This is a genomic window from Aetokthonos hydrillicola CCALA 1050 (assembly GCF_017591665.1).
Lineage (GTDB): Bacteria > Cyanobacteriota > Cyanobacteriia > Cyanobacteriales > Nostocaceae > Aetokthonos > Aetokthonos hydrillicola.
In genome coordinates, this window is record NZ_JAAKGC010000026.1 from 16,152 (window position 1) to 33,723 (window position 17,572).

Consider the following 17,572-nt stretch of genomic DNA (forward strand, 5'->3'; position numbering starts at 1 on the left):
GCAGGGTAACCCAACATTTATCGGCATTTGTTGGGTTTCGCTGTCGCTCTACCCAACCTACAATTTTCCAAAACCCGTGCAGTATTAATAGGGGTTCAATGTTTGATTTAATTCCGTAGAGTATTTGCAGCTAAAAAAGAAGATTCTGTAAGTTGACGACTTTTAATCACTCGTGCTGGTACACCTACAGCGATTGAGTAAGGGGGAATATTTTTAGTGACTACTGAACCTGCACCAATGACACTTCCCTTACCAATAGTGACTCCATCTAATACTCTGACTCCAGTTCCGAGCCAACAATCATCCTCAATTACGATACCTTTGGTACTCACACCCTGTACTCTAAATGGGCGCTTTGGATCATCAAAAATGTGATTGTTTGCGTAAAGTGATGAGTGTGAAGCAATCATACAATCTTTTCCAATCCGGATGAAACCAGGACCGGCCATACAGACGTATGGACCAATGTAAGTATCTTCACCAATAGTGATGTGACCGTTATCCTGGTCATAAGCTCTAATATCTACTCCACGGTCAATTGATACATTATCTTCAAAGCGAATCCGGTTACCTTTATTACTGATATAAGTACCACTATAGATACGAACGTAATTTCCAATCTCAATTGTCCTAGTACCGATAAACCGCACATAGGGTTGAATATAAACCGATTTTCCGACTCTCGCAAAAATCGAGCGATAGGCGAGGTTTCGTAGCACTTTACCAATAGGAGTAGGTATACCTCCAAGTACTCCCGTGAGTATATATTCTTTTGCGTAAAGCTGTATCAATCGAAGAGTTGATTTTTTTCCATTCATGACAACAGTTCAAGTTAGTCCAAAATTTCTGGAGTACGGTTGAGGGGAAGAGGGTTGGAGGGGAAATGTTAGCGTTTCATGGATTAGTCAAGGTTCTATATCGACGCGAATCAAACTTACCAATCCGCAATTGAGTTCTCCTTTGTTACCCTGCTCCCGCTCTAGAAAGCTCTTCTTGCCTTTTATTGAATTACTAACAGATGTGCAAGAAATCAATCGAAGAAGATCCATGAAAAATTACACCTACATACCCAAAAGGCTTGCAAGCTCCTTCTACGCTTGTATTGATTCGATCTCCCTAGCCTTGTTGTGGGAGATAAGTTTCCTGACTTTTAGCTAAATATCGTTTAATAATTTTCTCGTATGATTTCCTGCAGCACGCTCTCTCCTCTAGGGTGGAGTATCACCGACTTCTGCCATGATATTGAAATCTACCATGGGAGCGAACAGGTAAACTCTTCCGCGATTGCCATAACGGCTCATTTGTAGCCTAGTTTTAGATTTTGCCGTTGCAACCATAATGTGTAAAGGTAGCTTGCATTTTTATCAAATTGCTTTTTTCTATATAAAAAGCAAATTTTTAGCCCTACTCATATTAAACAATCAGATAGCGAGGCCTTTTTAAAGTAATTGTATATTTTTAGCCAGAATTATGAATTTTATGTAAAGCCATTAAGAAAATCTCAGAATTCGGTAGTTAGAATGAGCACATAAATTTGTGTAGTTAATGTTAAAATTGTTCGGTTTCGGAAGGAAGTTTGATGAAAGCGTTAGTGACTGGAGCCAACGGATTTACAGGCTCTCACTTGGTGCGAGCCTTGGAACAACGAGGCGATGATGTGAGCGGTTTAGTACGTTCGTCAAGCAACTTAGCACGTCTTACTGATTGCCGTGCAAAATTAGTTTACGGGGATATCACTGATAAGGATGTCCTACGAGCAGCGATCGCTGGAGTAGACACAGTTTTTCATACCGCTGCTTATGTGGAGTTAGGGGTGGTCGATGAAGCTGAGATGGAGCGGGTGAATGTACAAGGAACTCAAGCAGTCTTGGAAGTAGCTTATGAAGTTGGGGTTTCTAAAGTCGTCTATTGTAGCACAATAGGTGTGTTTGGTGATACTAAAGGACAGGTCGTAGACGAAACATTTAAAAGAACACAGACTGACTTTTCCTCTGCGTACGATCGCACGAAATATCAAGCCCAACAATTGGTGGATCAATTTGCTGAGCGTGGATTACCAGTCGTTAGCGTTCTCCCTTCAGGAATTTATGGTTCTGACGATCCTCATTTCGGTCCGGTGATGCAGCAATTTTTGAAAGGACGTTTAAAGTTATGGGCTGGAGGCGATCGCATAACTGGCTTTGTTCATGTAGACGATTTGGCCGCAGCGATGATTCTAGCGGCTGAAAAAGGTGTACCAAAAGAACACTACATTATTTCTGCTGGTGAGTTGTCCACACGCGAAATGTTTGAGATCATTGGGCAACAAGCAAATATTCCAGTTCCTCTCGAAGCTCCTAAACCTTTAGTACGGCTTTTGGGGAACTTACTCGATCCTATCGGGCGCTTACTTAAATGGCAACCGCCCCTCAGCAGAGAGCGAGTTCACTATATTTATGATCGTTGTGTTCGGGTGGATGCAACTAAAGCCCGTCAGCAACTTGCTTGGCGTCACCGTTCAGTGTTAGAAACACTGCACGACATTATCAATGTCAAACAGACAGGTGGGTAGAGGATTGTCGAAGAACAATTACATAGGTAAATCTTTAGCTGGAAGGAAGTCCATAGTACTCGAACACACATTTCCTGCTTCCTCTACTCCGTCTAAGCGATCCTGCTTCTCCGTGACGTTGTTCATCAGATCTGCCCGTTTTTGCTGGTAGTATTCCTCTTTCATGTAGTAGCTGCGGCTTTTCTTCTGAGAAATGACTCCATTAACAACTTGTCCTAGAACATTCTGACCAGATTTTTCTAAAAGTTCTCTAGCAGAAGTAGCATCAACAGAATTAACTACACCTGGACGAACTATGAACAAAACCCCATCAGCCATTTGACCGAGAGTCGCAGCATCAGCTGCAACATTTAAAGACGGAGCGTCCACAATTACGAAGTCATAGTTATCAGTGAAATTTTCAATCAAAGTTGCCATGCGTTTTGAGTCTAGCAAAGATCCTGGACAGGGAGGAAGAACACCAGCCGTCAGGACATCTAAGCTATCCATAACTTTTTTAACAGCAGTTGTGATTTCAGCTTGTCCTACAATCACATTGCTTAAACCTTTAGCGTTAGGTAGTTCCCAAATGTGATGCTGAACTGGGGAGTACAGATCCCCATCTACCAGTAAAACTTTAGACTCCATCTGCGCCATTGCGATCGCTAAATTAGCAGCTACTGTTGACTTACCTTCCTTAGGGACAGAACTTGTGATGACTATCACTTTTAACTTTTTATCCGCCCTAATAAATTTCAAATTCGCCCGCAACATCCGGTAAGCTTCGCTACTCGGAGAACAAGGAGTATCTCTCATAATCAGTTTTGGACTATCAGATTCTGATTCTTCATTATGTTGAGTAGATTTTTGAGACTTACTAAACGAAGGAATAACCCCCAATAAAGTCATCCCCAATAATTCCTTTGCCTCGTCGATAGTCTTGACTGATTTATCTGTTACTTCCAAAATATAGATAGTTGCCAAAGCACCTAAAGTAGCAATTAAGCCTGCACTTAAGAATATAACTATAGGAGAAGAAACAGGGTCTTCAGGAACTTGAGCAGCAGATATAATTCGGGCATTTCCTACATTTTGATTTTCTGCAATACGGCTTTCTTGCAGCTTTTGTAGCAGCATAGAATATGTAGATTGGGCTGCTTGTAGCTTACGTTCTAATTCCCGTTGTTGTTGCTCCAGTTGTGGTAATCGTTTGAGCCTTTGTTTATAATCTGCTTCTAACTTTGATAAAGTACTCACTTCACTCACTAAACCAAGCCTGGTTGACTCTAATTCTGCAAGTTTTGCACTCAGTGTTTGTTGCAATTCTCCAATTTGCAAATTACCTTTCACTTTTGAGTGAGGACTTCCAACAACTTCTGAAATTCGGTTTTTCTGTAATTCTCTTAAGCCTGCTAATTGTGTTTTTAATTTAATAATTTCAGGGTGTTTATCCTGTAAAACAGTTTTTTTGGCTGTAATTTGGGACTCTAAATGTTGAATTTCTTTGAGAATATCTTGCACTCCTTCAGATTGACTGAGGGAAGTCATAGTTATCGCTTGCGGCGAATTCATTTTCAATTGTTTGCGGATGGATTGAGACTGCGCATTAACATCAGCAATTCTAGATTGAGTGTCGCTAATTTTCTTCTCCAAATCAGCAATCATTTCCACGCCTTTAGTTGCTTCCTCAGGCAAAACAACAATCTGGTTTTTTTCTTTGAATCGACGTAATTCAGCGTCTGCTTTACGAACAACTGTTTCTGCCGTTGGCAACTGTTTCTCTATAAATTTACGCGCAGCTGCTACTTCCACTCTATAAAAAGAAATGTTCTGCTCTAAATAGATGTGCATTAAAGTATTAACAACATCCGCAGATGTTTGAGGGTTACTATCCCTGTAAGAAACTTGTAGAACATCGCTTCCTTTAACCTCTTTAATAGTTAGATGTTTAAGAAATTCCTTCGATTTTAGAGTTTCACCTTTGTCGTTCTGCAATTTGAGTTTGTTTATAGTCTTTTGCACAACAGGGATAGAACGTATAATTTCCGCTTCTGTATTTACAGGATTACTTTTATCATGTACTAGTGGTTCTAATTTCCCGATTTCAGTTCCTACCCCAGTGAGGGAAGAAATTGTGTTGTTCCTTTGGAATGACAGTTTTCCTTCTGCTTCATAAGATGGCCTTTTGAGAGATAAAAGAAATAATGATATTACGAAAATGTGGATAAAGATTCCTAAAGCAGATAAACCATGGCGTTTGAGTAAATGCCAATATTTATCAAAATTTACAACAGGTGGTTGTGTTTCCATGAATAAATTCCTTCTGCCTTTTGCCTTCTGCCCTCTGCCTTCCCCTCTGTTAGCGATGACTCATGACCAGGGAATTATGTTTACTTTTATTGTTTTGGTGAACTGCATAAATTGCACTGATGACTCGTTCTAAGTCTTGAGTTGTAAGATTAGAACCAGAAGGTAAACAAAGACCGCGTGTGAATAAGTCTTCTGCTACTGCGCCGCCAATACATTCACAGTTCGCAAATACTGGTTGTAAGTGTAACGGCTTCCAGACAGGACGAGTTTCAATTTGCTGTTTAGCAAGTGCTAGACGGACTTGTTCTCGATCTGCACCAAACAATTCAGGGTCGATTGTCAAGCAAGTAAGCCAGCGTGTAGCACGTCCGAAAGCCGCTTCTGGCATAAATTCTACTCCTGGCAAATTTCCCAAAGCAGCAGCGTAAATTTCAAAGTTGCGTCGTCTAGCTGCTACTCGGTCATTCAACACACGTAATTGACCGCGACCAATACCAGCCAAAACATTACTGAGACGATAGTTGTAGCCTATTTCTGAATGTTGGTAATGAGGTGCGGGATCACGTGCTTGAGTTGCTAAGAAACGAGCTCTTTCAACTAGTTCTGGCTCGTTTGAGACTAACATCCCGCCGCCAGAGGTGGTGATAATTTTATTACCATTAAAGGAGTAAATACCAATGCGTCCCAAAGTTCCAGGAGAACGCCCTTTGTAGGTAGCGCCTAAAGATTCAGCCGCATCTTCAATTAAGGGAATCTCGTAGTAATTGCATATCTCTAGGATTGGATCGATATCAGCACTTTGACCATACAAATGTACTAGTAGAACGGCTTTAGGCAAATTGCCTTTTTGTATGCAGCGAGTTAATGCTTTGTAAAGCAAGTCTGGGTTCATGTTCCAGGTTGCGCGATCGCTATCAATAAAGACTGGTTTTGCTCCTAAATAAATAATTGGGTTGGTACTAGCAACAAATGTTAGGGTTGAACACAAAACTTCATCCCCAGATTCAACGCCAACTAATCGCAAAGCTAAATGTAGCGCTGCTGTACCAGAACTCAGAGCTGCTGCATAACCTGCACCAACCACTTGGCAAAATTCTTGCTCGAAAGCATGTATATGGGGACCAACAGGAGCAATCCAGTTAGTGTCAAAGGCTTCTCGAACAAATTCTAGTTCGCGATCGCCCATGTGAGGTGTTGACAGGAGAATTGGTTTATCCATTGTTTTTTTTGCAGTTATTGTGTCTGAAGTACTTGAGTTGGTTGGCTATTGAGTGATTTGCATTTCCCATTAAGGCATTTTCCAGTTTCTAGATCAAACTCGTAGTGATGACCCAAACACCGTAGTATACCTCCAGGTAAAATCTCTCCTACCTCTTGTAAATCCAGACCTGCATGTGGACAATAGCGCTGTATTTGATAAGTATGTCCCTCCGAATAAATGGTTATTTGCTCGTTTGAATTCATAGAAGTTTCGTAATCTTCTACAGCTTTGAGAGAATTAGGACAAGCAAATTTCAGCAATCCCAGAAGATGGTCGTTGTAGGTATCTGGGTTTCGCCAAGCTTGAAATCGCGCAGACAGAAAGAAATCTTCCCAAGGCAGTTCATCATTTAAAATGGGAAGAAGCCAACGAGATGCAAAACGATATCTGTAGCTACATTCCCCCATCTCTTCAAACACAGCTTCCAAGCCTGGTCGAAAATCCACCGCCCATTTTCCACCACCTGCTCCAACAATATCAAAACCTACTCGCATTCCAATTTTGCTGTTAAAGTAGGGACTCATTGCCAACAGACGTTGGAAATAATTTTGAAATGGTTTCCAAAGAGACTCGGTTGGTTCAGGATAGCGAGCTTTGAATGCTGTAATATCGTGAGCTTTTGCGAGAGCATACTTTTGCAAATAAGAGTCGCGGTCGCTGAAGGAAAACTCACTCCAAATCGGATCTGTTTCTTTCTTGTTTGTGGTGATATCAAAAGCATCCCCTGGTAATAGAAGCAGGGTGTTTTGAATTCCCCGTTTTGCCAACCAGTCTATAACTTGCTGCTGATCTGGAAAAATACCGTCTTCCATTTCAGTATTTACCCACGCCAGATCTGGATCTAAGAAACAAGGAGGACCAGCAAATGGAAGAACTTTTATTGGTTCTATAGTAGTCAGTACCCGCTCCAAGTATTTGAGCTTAGCAATACGCTTTCGCTTAGAGAGTTCCGTTTGTTTCTCTTGAGGGTATTCGTAGCACATTGGATACCAGGAAGCTCCTGCTCCTTGGATTGCTAGCAGATCAATCATTCCACCCACTTTGGTACTTATAGTGCAAAGTTGTGTTGCAGACAACCGCGCATCGTTAAGGTTAAGCAGTACTTCTCCATCACCAACAATTACCATAGCAGAGTCATGGTTCATGGGCGACTCTTCCGACACAAAAAACAAACTGATCCCCTCTGCGAGTTGTACCAATTCCCATTGGGGAACTTCGATAATTGTCTTTATACCTGCAGTGGCAATTTTTTTTCTTAATATCGGTGATGGATAATGAGGGATGATAACAGGTATGTCTTCTGGGACTTGGGCGAGGAACCAAGGGTCAACGTGATCTAAATGCTCGTGAGAGATTGCGATCGCCGTTGGGTGCAGTAGTGAAGGTGTCATTAAATGATGGTTATCAGGGTACTGAAACCATGACGCCAAGAAAGCTCCTTCTGGAGAAAGCCACGGATCGACAAGTATTGTCGCATTTTGAGTTTCTATCTTTAGACCTGCGTGACCGAGTGAAGTAATCTTCATAGTTATTTACCTGATATGTTCAATTATTTTTGACAAACAAAATACAACATTCCCTGATTTGGTTCCTGTTTGAAACTTTCAAGGCTAGTATGCATTTTTCCTTGATTTATCTGAAAATTAGAACCAAGTGCAACTATTTCAAAATTTGCTTCTTTGAGAATTTGATATGCTTCTTCTGGCTTATACCAATACATATAAGGTGGGCTATCAAGCAGTGATTGCCAGTTAGTCTTGTCCCCATATTTAAGCTGAGGAAGATATTGAATTGAGCGTTGAGTATTAGTAAGGCTCCTCAATAAATGTATATATATTACATACGGTATGTAAAATGGGATTTTTGCTCTGCTGTCAAAATTTAGAAAGGAAAATATCGCTGTTCCACCTTTCTTCAAAATACGATATGCTTCTTTAAAAGCGTTTAACCTTGCGGCTCCATCTACTATAGTACAAATAATTTGATTGAGATAAAGTAATTGCTCGAATTGACAGTCTTTGTATGTTAATGAAACTGCATCCTCAATAGCAAAATATATCCGTCTTGTTATATTTTTCTTTTTTGCTATCTCAATAAATCCCGGTACATAATCAAAGGCGTAAAGGTGTTTAAATCCGATTTTTTCTAATGATGAAACAATTCTTCCTCCACCTGTTCCAGCTTCAATAGTTGTTGCATTTTTATCTAAATATTTTTCTATTAAGAATTCTTCGTCAGGTGATAATGACTCTTCCTTATATGCCCAAAAATTAAATTCTACACTGCTGTACATCTCCCTAGAAGTATATATTGTATTGCTGTTAGCCATGGATAGAAATTCCTCTTATTTATAACGGTACGCAGGGAAGAAACCACAATTAAGAATCTTTTCGGTATCAGAATCTAAAAATTTTGCTCTTTGCTCAACTAAGTAACGATATTTTTCTTGATCTATAATCAGGCGCATTGTTAGAAAACTATGCCGGAGTTTAGAGAAACTAGCTTTGAAATGATAAAGACTAGTTTGGGCACCTCCAACTCCACCTCCTAAGTGAAAAAATTTATTCCCACGTTCTTTAGCCCACCATCTGACGTAATCAATTTCTAAAGAACTAGGGGAAAAGTGAACAAACTTGTTTCTTGTTCCACGAAACAGACTTTGCACTATCCCACGATACTCTGTGTACAAGCCTACAGAAGTGATTTGATTGTCAATTTCAACTATACATAAATACAGTTTTTCTCCTAGTAATTCTTTCATTTCTGAGAAATATTGGTAATTAAAAGAATAATACCAGTCTGCCGAACTTACTCGGTCCATTGTCTCTGTATAAATTGCAGAAAATTCTTCAATGTACTCGGCAAAAATAACCATCCTTGCTTTTAATCCGATTTGCTTACAATTATTAATTATTTTTCTGCGATCTGGCTTAGTCTGATACCATATTTGATTCTCAGAAAGTTCTAAATTTACAGAGACTGTTTTCCCATTAACTGTAAAAATCGAACTTTGTAAATTGTGACAAAGATTCTGATTTATTATGGGATGCAGTCTAAAAAAAGCCGAACATATTCCTTTCTCCTTTAATACATGTTTTAACTCCCTTATCGCAAGATCTAAAAATTCGGGTGTACTGATAGCTGCCTCACTTAACAAAATTCCTGGGTAGCCATAGGGCGAAACCACATCAAAAATTTCTTCGTTAGCACCTATGTCATCACAACTACGCAGCAAATAGGGTACAAACAAAAACCGATTACCATCAACCAACAAAATAGCTTCAGGAATTGTTCTTGTTCTTGTTGCCTCTAAAACAAAATAATCAGGTAATTGATAAATATCATGCCAGGTTTTTTGTAGTGTTTCTATCCACAAATAATTCGAGACTTGAATGAATTCAGCATTCATAAAACCACCGAATCTAAAAGTCCTGAATTGTTTGCTAATTCGGTAATTTGTTCTGGTTGAACTACAATTTCATTCCAATATTTGAAAATAGCGATCGCTCGCACATCGGGTGCTGGTATAGGCTCACCAAGAACATAATGTCGAACGATGTAGTCCACCTCGTTGAATCCAGCATGAGCACGCAAAGGAGTAGTACCAGAAAAACGGGCATTGATCTCAAATATTTTAGGGAGTCCTTGATCAACTCTGAATTGAAAATTGAGAGAACCAATTCCTCCAAGTTTTTCAGCAATCTTTGCTAGCAAGAAGTTAAAAGGAGCATCAGGTTCCACATACGCACGATAAGTATTACCATCACGCAAATCACGGCGCATGGTGACTACAGCCTTCGCAACTCCCTCCTCTAGGACCACTCCACTGGTATACTCTTGCTCAGGATTAGCAATACATTCTTGAATAACAGGATTTTCCACTTGGCTTAATGCTTGATGCAATTCCTCCTCATTCTTTACCAAATGAACACCAATAGAACGAGCACCAGTTCGAGGTTTAACGATTAATGGAAAATCGCATTCCTGTAACAGATCAAAAACCCCACCAGGTAAAGCAGATTTAGGACAAGGAAATCCATTCGCTGCTAAAAACTCATAAGTTAACCATTTATCATCAGCAATCTTAATCACATGGGGTGGGCTAACAATGACTCGCGTTTGATAAGTAGATTCGATATCTGACTTATGAAGAGCATAAACTAACAATTCTATATCTGTCCCAATCAACACCACATCAGGTCTTTCACGATCAATAATGCGGCGCACAACATCCAAATACGATGGATCTACAACTAAGGGAACTAAATATGCTCTATCTGCCCAATACAACCCTACAGCACGAGGATCAGGATCTACAGCAATGATATGGTAAGGAGTACTAGCCATCCGTAGGCTCTTGATAATACCCTGACCCAATACAGCACCCGCTCCAGTCACTAGTACTTTCATCGTGTTCCGACTCCTAAACCATATAATTGATCCCGACAATTCGCGAGTTGTTCTAAACGATGGACATCTGAACCAATTGAAACAAAGGGATTGACTTCCGCACACAATTGCAAGAAATTGGGTAGGTTCCTGACGTAGGAGGTATTAATTTCTATAGCAATTTTTCGCTCTAGACTAACCTTCATTAACTCGCGCATTAACTCTGCTGGAAACTCACCGTGAAGTCTAGAATACATCCCACCAGGATGAGCTAACACATTCATGGGGGCATATTTGAGTAAACCGAGAGCTAACTCAAATTCGATTTGGGCAAATCCCTCTGGGGTCAGTCCACACACATTGATGTACCCTCCCTGATTATTTGGAAACCGATGAACACTACCTAAGACCAAATCGCACTCAGCAAGAATTTCCTCTGACACATCAAATCCACCAGTTGCATTGAGTGCCTTAGCTTCACAACCTACTAATACTTTGAGTTGAGGATAAACCTCTGCATATGACCTGACTTCTTGAGCGAACTCTGAAAACCAAGTTGTATCTTTGCGGACATGCTCTGTGAAAGCTACGCAATTCAAACCTTGATTTACAGATAATTGGAGAATTTGTGGAATTGTAGCCTTCCCATCTGTTTGAGATGTGTGCATGTGCAGATCACAGTTAATATCAAACCATTGAAGGTCAAGAAAGCGTTTAAAGCGATAGGTTTTGTCTGTACTATTGTGATTAACCACTGTACTTATCATATGGCCTCCTGTGTATTGATTTTCTGTTTGATTAACGATTATTAACGATTTCCTTTGAATTCAAACATGGTTGCAGCCTCTGGGTGGTTAATACCTTCACGTTTGAGGATTTTCCATATTGTCAAAACCATGATCCACAAATCTAACTGTAGAGATTGATGATCTACATACCAAACATCTAAAGCAAATCTTTCTTCCCAAGGGATTGTATTGCGACCATTAACTTGAGCCCAACCTGTGATTCCTGGTGTAACTTCATGACGGCGAGCTTGTTCAGGTGAGTAGCGCTCTAAATATTGCACTAATAAGGGACGAGGTCCAACAAAACTCATGTCCCCTTTGAGTACATTCCAAAGTTGAGGAAGTTCATCCAAACTAGTTTGTCGGAGAAGTTTGCCTAGAGGTGTTAAGCGCCGTTCATCAGTTAGTAAAGCGCCATCACGATTTTTGTCATTCGTCATAGTGCGAAATTTATAAAAGGTGAAAATACGACCGTTTTTACCCGGGCGGCGTTGACAGAAGAAAATTGGATGCCCCATATTGCTGTAGATGGCGATCGCAATTATTAGGATCACAGGAGACAGAACTAACAAGGTAATTGCAGAAGCAATGCGATCGCATGTAGGTTTGATAAATTTTCTGTAAGGTTTAAAGCCAAAATTTTTATTTTGCAATTCTTTAGCGTTCATAGGTAGATGCATCCCTGTATAATCAATGACAAAACTTTAAGATTTGAGTTTGTCAGTAAACATTAAGACCCTGTAGGTTGCTTGTAGCTTGCTTCCCCGTAGGGGTACGGACTGAACGCCACATGCTACAAGCCGGGGAACCCGTCCAACGCAGTGGCTCCTTCTGAGTTCTGACTCCTGAATTCCTTTGCAAAAGAAAACTCTCTACGCGATATAGCCTCGGCATATAAAGCCTCGTATTGCTCTAAAATACGTGGCACTTCATAATCAGCAATCCGTTCTCGTCCTCGCTCACCCATAGATTTAGCTGCTTGTGGGTTATCTAAAATCCATGCCATAGCTGCTGCTAGTGCTTCTATATCTCCCACTTTAAAGAGCAAACCACAACCTCCTTCTAGTAAGTCTCGAGTTCCTCGAATTGATGTGCCGATGACTGGAGTTTGCATAGACATAGACTCCATGACACAATTTGGTAGTCCCTCTTGTTCAGAGGCAAGCACAGTAGCTACAGCAGCACGCATTAAAGTGGGAATGTCTCGCCGTACCCCCAAAAAGCGAACTTGATTTTGTATGCCCAGTTGGTACGCTAACTGCTGCATTTGAGCCATCAGTGGTCCATTACCGGCAAAAGCCAAATATGCTTCCGGTCGACCGAGACGAGCAAATGCTCTTAAAACATCTTGAGGATGTTTACGTTTAATGAACTCAGCGACCGAGAGAAACAGTGGAGTATCAGGAGGTAAACTTAACTCTTCGCGCAGATGAATAAGCTCAGATTCAGCAATGGTATGACGATGAAAACGTTCAACATTCAAGCCTGTTCCTGGGATATAACGAATCTGTTCAATAGGAGCAAGACGATAACGTTTTGCTGCTTCCTCATCTTCGTGATTAACTACTACTAAATAATCTGTCCAAGATTTAGCTAAGCTTTCCAGTCCGAGAAAAATCGAGTTTTTGATTCCTGATGCTCCACGGTAGAAATGGAACCCTTGAGCAGTGTAGATGACTGTCAGTTTAAAATGCTTTATCAAATCATTAAGAGCATATCGCGTTACAAATGAAGCTACTGGTGTGGTTACGTTGACTATGTCATACTCCTCTTTTGCAAAAACTTCTCGAATTTGTTGTGGAACAACAATAAGATTTTGTGGCTTGAGAGGATTCCGTGACCAATCTACATCCCAAACTTGATCAAAAAGTTCCAAGCATTTAGCGTCGCTGGAAATTCCAGTTGCCATACCATCGACACGCCAGCCTTTAGCTTGCAAGTGGCGTGTAATGTAAGGGAAAAAGCTGCTTAAGGTAAGTGGAATCGTAGCGACTATTAAAAGTTTCTTCATAGTTAATCGATAATTTCTAGTGCTGTCAGTATTGATATCAATGAATAGTTGGAATCACATGAATTGAAATATTAGGCAATAAATTGGAAAATAATTTTCCTAATTTGTTATGTATACAAATTTCTAATCCACTGCCATTCTTGAGTTAGACCTTCGCGCAAAGAAACTAGCGGTTGATAGCCTAAAATTTTTTGTGCTTTGGATATGTCTGCTGCGGTGTGACGTGCATCTCCCATTGAGTTTTTAATGTGGTTCTTTTGTATAGAAGTTCCAACAATTTCCTCCATCATTTCTAGGACTTCGGATAACATCACCCTGCTACCACCACCAATATTGAAAATTTCACCAACTGCTTGAGGTACGGTAGCAGCGGCTAAATTAGCTGCTAGCACATCACTGATAAATGTAAAGTCTCGCGTTTGATATCCATCGCCATAAATGAAAATTGGTTGACTCTGCAAAATTGATTTAAAAAACTTATGAAATGCCATATCCGGACGCTGTTTGGGTCCATAAACTGTGAAATAGCGTAACGCTACAAAAGGGACACCAAAGTTTTTGTGATACAGCCCACATAACTTCTCAGCTGCTAACTTAGTAATACCGTAAGGAGAAACCGGTTGTGGACACATACCCTCATGAGTCGGTAGAGTTTCGGCATCACCATATAAGCTAGACGTAGAGGCAAAGACGAACCTTTTTAGGTTTTTGGCATCTTTTGCTGCTTCCAGTAACACTTGTGTGGCATTAATATTTCGTTCGGTGTAAGCCCGGAAACTTTGACCCCAACTTGCTCTGACTCCTGCTTGTGCTGCTTGATGGTAAACTACCTCAGCATCTGCTAAAAGCGTCTGCCAGTCTAAAAACTGAATATCTCCTTTAATTAATTTAAATTTGGGTGAGGAGTACAAGTGTGCAATATTCTTGCGCTTTAAGAGAGGACTGTAGTAATCGTTAAATTCATCAACGCCGATGACTTCTTTTCCTTGTTTCAATAACACTTCTACAAGGTGAGAACCAATAAACCCTGCCGCTCCGGTTACAATGTTAGTAGCCATAAGTTTACAATTTTATTGATAAGTGTCTATGCATATTTAGTAATGCTGGTTTAACCACGCCTGAAACATCAGTACATCCCAAAGATGATTCTCCCAGTTACGAACCCCGGTTAGATGTTCTGTCCATTTCTGGCGAATTAATTTGGGATTTAAGAACCCTTGTTGATGTAAGCTGTTTTCATTGAGTAAATCTTCTGCCCACTCACGCAACGAACCGCGCAACCAGCTATCGAGGGGTATGCTAAAACCCATCTTGGGACGCTCTATAAGTTCTTGTGGTACATATTTGTACAAAACTTGACGCAATAGCCACTTACCTTGATTGTTACGGATTTTCATCGATAGTGGTAAGCGCCAAGCAAATTCAACTACACGATGATCTAAGAATGGGATTCGCCCTTCCAAGCTTACACCCATAGTGGAACGATCCACTTTGACCAGGATGTCGTCTGGTAAGTATGACACCATATCTTGGTACATCATCCATTGACTGAATTCTGGCAAATTTGACCAAGATTGGTAGTTGTTGAAAGCCTTCACCAGTTCAGAGCAACCGATAACTACTTGCTCTGGGTTCTTCCAGTGTGACATAAGATTAGCATACATCGTTTCCGAATTAGGAACCGTTAAAATTTCTGACAATGTATGTAATTTATCTCCATAATTGCCTGGCTGTTTGAGTTTCCTTGGCAGTAGAGTACTCAAGGTTTCAAAACCAAGATCCCAAGTCTTTGGAGATACACTCCTCAAGGTATGAGCAGCAATATGGCGCATTATTCGAGGCATCCAGCCAACTTTTTGCCAAATATTACGACACAACCAATAGCGTTTGTATCCACCAAACAATTCATCGCCAGCATCCCCACTAAGACTGACTGTTACATGTTGTCTAGCGAGCTGAGATACTAAAAAGGTGGGAATTTGCGACGGATCGGAGAAAGGCTCATCATATAAAGTTGGTAGTCTAGGAATGACTTGAAGCGCCTGTTTTGCAGTAATGTAAAGTTCTGTATGGTCTGTACCCAAGTAACGTGCCACTGCTAAAGCGTGCTGGGCTTCATTATATTTGTCTTCATAGAAACCGATAGTAAAGGTTTTTACTGATTGACTACTTTGAGATTGCATTAAGGCTACAACTGTAGAAGAGTCAATCCCTCCTGAGAGAAACGCTCCTAAAGGTACATCAGCAATTGTTCGGAGCGCTACAGCATTCTTAAGTAGAGTCTCTAGCTGTTCTACAGCTTCAACTTCTGAGCCTGTGAACGGATCAGTAATACCTGATTCTACTATTTCTTTTGCAGACCAATAGGGGAAAAGCTGAGGCTCACGAGTTTTGCCATTCCAGCTCAAGAGAGTTGCTGGTGGTAATTTATATAGTCCTTTGTAAATACAATAAGGTGCAGGAATATAGTTATGGCGCAGAAACAAAGCCAACGCATCACGGTTGATTTCTGGATGAAAATCTGGATGGGCTTTAAGAGCTTTTAATTCTGAGGCAAACACAAAAGTATTACCTAACCAGCCATAGTATAAGGGTTTTTCACCTAGGCGATCGCGTCCTAAATGTAAAACTCGCTCACTCACATCCCATAAAGCAAAGGCAAACATGCCATTGAATAGCTTAACCGCCTGCTTCACGCCCCACTGGCTAAAGCTTGCTAGCATCACCTCAGTATCGGAATGACCTCGAAAACGGTGACCTAAATTTTCTAGTTGACTTCGTAATTCTAAAAAGTTATAAATTTCACCGTTAAACACGACGACATAACGACCATCAGCAGAAATCATAGGCTGATGTCCTTCTGGGGAGATATCAATAATAGCAAGTCGTCTATGTCCCAAAGCAATACCAGCCTCAGTATCTATCCATATACCGCTATCATCTGGGCCACGAGCATGTAAAGCAAAAGACATTTGTTCTACGACAGACCCAATTCTCTCTGTAGCAATTTGCCTACGAATATCAAAAAAACCAGTAATTCCACACATTATATTGCTTTACCCTGCAAAATATATTGTTCTGTTTTTTCTCTTACATAGCGGTAGAAGACAATCCTGCGATCGCGAAGAATTTTTTGTCTGTAATCTTTTGCTTTTTCCAAGTTACGGGCAGACATTTGAGCCATCCGCTCTGGGTTATTTACCACCTCACGAATCTTGTTTGCTAAAGCAACTACATCACCAGGCGGTACCATATCTTCAGGAGGTAGTAGTTCAGGAATTCCACCGACAGTAGAGCCAATGCATGGCAGTCCTCTGGCCATTGCCTCAATCATCGCCCTAGGCAAGCCTTCTTGGTAAGACGGTAGGATAAACAAATCAGCTTGATCCAACTGAGTACGCACGGCATCACCAGCAGGCAATTGACCCAGAAAATTAACCCGTGTTCCTAAACCTATATTTTTAGTTAGCCTCTCCAATTCTGGTCGATGCTTGCCATCTCCAATCAAGATTAACTCAAGATCTAATCCTTCTTTGACACAAGCAGCGACAGCTTTGATCAATATATCTGGAGCTTTATATAGTTGAGCTAGTGTACCTACGGTAATCAAAGTCAACCTGCTCATCTCCTGTTGAGGTGAACGAGCAAAAGATACAAAAGCTGTATCAAGCAATTCAACACTTGAATAGTGAGTTGAAAAAGCTTCTTTTGCTGGGGGATACCGGTGCTGAAGGGCGTATTGAGTTACATAAGCAGCTGCACAAGCCTTCACACACTGATTCTGCAATTGGCGGGGAGATAGCCAACGAAAAAATGGGCGTAAAGGATGTTTGACAGAACCTGGTGCAAAAGCATCATAGGGATCGGCTACAACTTCTACACCATAGGGATGACCACTTCTGTGTAAGAAGGGTTGAATTAAAGCCGCGATCGGTGAACCCACACGTAGAATCACGGCATCTTCTGCACCAACTGCATTTTTGGCAACACGTTTGACCTGGTGAAACCTCTGCAAATATTGCCAGGGTCCAATATAGTATGGCACAGATGCAAACGAAACTCCCTCGCCGTCCGCACGTTTAAAGTCGGATGGTACGGAAGAAACTTCTCGTAGACGTGCTATCACACGCACGTGTTCAAAAACGTCTAGATACCGTTTCCAGAAGGAATATGGACAGGTGGTATATGTCCACACTTTACCATCCGGTGTGCGGTCAAAACGGTGTTCAATAGTAATTACAACTTTCATTTAAAATAGTTGTTTAATTTTTGACAAAAGCCTG

14 protein-coding genes are annotated in these 17,572 nt (G+C 40.8%); 1 reads left to right on the top strand and 13 read right to left on the bottom strand.

Annotated elements, in window-relative coordinates:
• Window positions 1-107: 107 nt before the first annotated feature.
• Window positions 108-818, bottom strand: a complete 711-nt coding sequence (locus G4P69_RS15385; protein ID WP_208344731.1) for an acyltransferase — start codon at window positions 816-818, stop codon at window positions 108-110.
• Between the two features lie 761 nt (window positions 819-1,579).
• Between G4P69_RS15385 and G4P69_RS15390 the strand changes: the two genes are divergently transcribed.
• Window positions 1,580-2,551, top strand: coding sequence for an NAD-dependent epimerase/dehydratase family protein (locus G4P69_RS15390; RefSeq protein ID WP_208350477.1), 972 nt, complete (start codon window positions 1,580-1,582; stop codon window positions 2,549-2,551).
• 18 nt (window positions 2,552-2,569) lie between these two features.
• Here the strand turns inward: G4P69_RS15390 and G4P69_RS15395 are convergent, their stop codons facing one another.
• The 12 genes from G4P69_RS15395 to G4P69_RS15450 form a co-directional block, all read right to left on the bottom strand.
• Window positions 2,570-4,840 carry a GumC family protein gene (locus G4P69_RS15395; RefSeq protein ID WP_208345709.1) on the bottom strand — a complete coding sequence of 757 codons (2,271 nt, stop codon included), beginning with the start codon at window positions 4,838-4,840 and terminating at the stop codon, window positions 2,570-2,572.
• Between the two features lie 49 nt (window positions 4,841-4,889).
• The gene (locus G4P69_RS15400; protein ID WP_208350481.1) at window positions 4,890-6,059 is read right to left on the bottom strand and encodes a DegT/DnrJ/EryC1/StrS family aminotransferase; all 1,170 of its coding nucleotides are present in this window, start codon (window positions 6,057-6,059) and stop codon (window positions 4,890-4,892) included.
• A 14-nt stretch (window positions 6,060-6,073) separates the two neighbouring features.
• Window positions 6,074-7,627 (bottom strand): Rieske 2Fe-2S domain-containing protein, encoded by a 1,554-nt coding sequence (locus tag G4P69_RS15405; protein WP_208350483.1) that lies wholly within the window; start codon window positions 7,625-7,627, stop codon window positions 6,074-6,076.
• A gap of 23 nt (window positions 7,628-7,650) precedes the next feature.
• Window positions 7,651-8,430 (bottom strand): class I SAM-dependent methyltransferase, encoded by a 780-nt coding sequence (locus tag G4P69_RS15410; protein WP_208350485.1) that lies wholly within the window; start codon window positions 8,428-8,430, stop codon window positions 7,651-7,653.
• Between the two features lie 15 nt (window positions 8,431-8,445).
• Window positions 8,446-9,510: a peptidoglycan bridge formation glycyltransferase FemA/FemB family protein gene (locus G4P69_RS15415; RefSeq protein ID WP_208350487.1), complete on the bottom strand. Its 1,065-nt coding sequence runs from the start codon at window positions 9,508-9,510 to the stop codon at window positions 8,446-8,448.
• Window positions 9,507-10,511, bottom strand: coding sequence for an ATP-grasp domain-containing protein (locus G4P69_RS15420; protein WP_208350488.1), 1,005 nt, complete (start codon window positions 10,509-10,511; stop codon window positions 9,507-9,509). Before G4P69_RS15420 ends, G4P69_RS15415 begins: the two co-directional genes overlap by 4 nt.
• Window positions 10,508-11,257, bottom strand: coding sequence for a PHP domain-containing protein (locus tag G4P69_RS15425; protein WP_243902968.1), 750 nt, complete (start codon window positions 11,255-11,257; stop codon window positions 10,508-10,510). Before G4P69_RS15425 ends, G4P69_RS15420 begins: the two co-directional genes overlap by 4 nt.
• A gap of 41 nt (window positions 11,258-11,298) precedes the next feature.
• Window positions 11,299-11,946, bottom strand: coding sequence for a sugar transferase (locus G4P69_RS15430; protein WP_243902969.1), 648 nt, complete (start codon window positions 11,944-11,946; stop codon window positions 11,299-11,301).
• A 125-nt stretch (window positions 11,947-12,071) separates the two neighbouring features.
• The gene (locus G4P69_RS15435) at window positions 12,072-13,289 is read right to left on the bottom strand and encodes a glycosyltransferase (RefSeq protein WP_208350490.1); all 1,218 of its coding nucleotides are present in this window, start codon (window positions 13,287-13,289) and stop codon (window positions 12,072-12,074) included.
• Between the two features lie 107 nt (window positions 13,290-13,396).
• Window positions 13,397-14,347, bottom strand: coding sequence for an NAD-dependent epimerase/dehydratase family protein (locus G4P69_RS15440; RefSeq protein WP_208350491.1), 951 nt, complete (start codon window positions 14,345-14,347; stop codon window positions 13,397-13,399).
• Between the two features lie 36 nt (window positions 14,348-14,383).
• Window positions 14,384-16,336 carry an asparagine synthase (glutamine-hydrolyzing) gene (asnB, locus tag G4P69_RS15445; protein ID WP_208350493.1) on the bottom strand — a complete coding sequence of 651 codons (1,953 nt, stop codon included), beginning with the start codon at window positions 16,334-16,336 and terminating at the stop codon, window positions 14,384-14,386.
• Window positions 16,336-17,538 carry a glycosyltransferase family 4 protein gene (locus tag G4P69_RS15450; protein WP_208350495.1) on the bottom strand — a complete coding sequence of 401 codons (1,203 nt, stop codon included), beginning with the start codon at window positions 17,536-17,538 and terminating at the stop codon, window positions 16,336-16,338. The genes asnB and G4P69_RS15450 overlap by 1 nt, the downstream gene beginning before the upstream one ends.
• Between the last annotated feature and the right edge of the window lie 34 nt (window positions 17,539-17,572).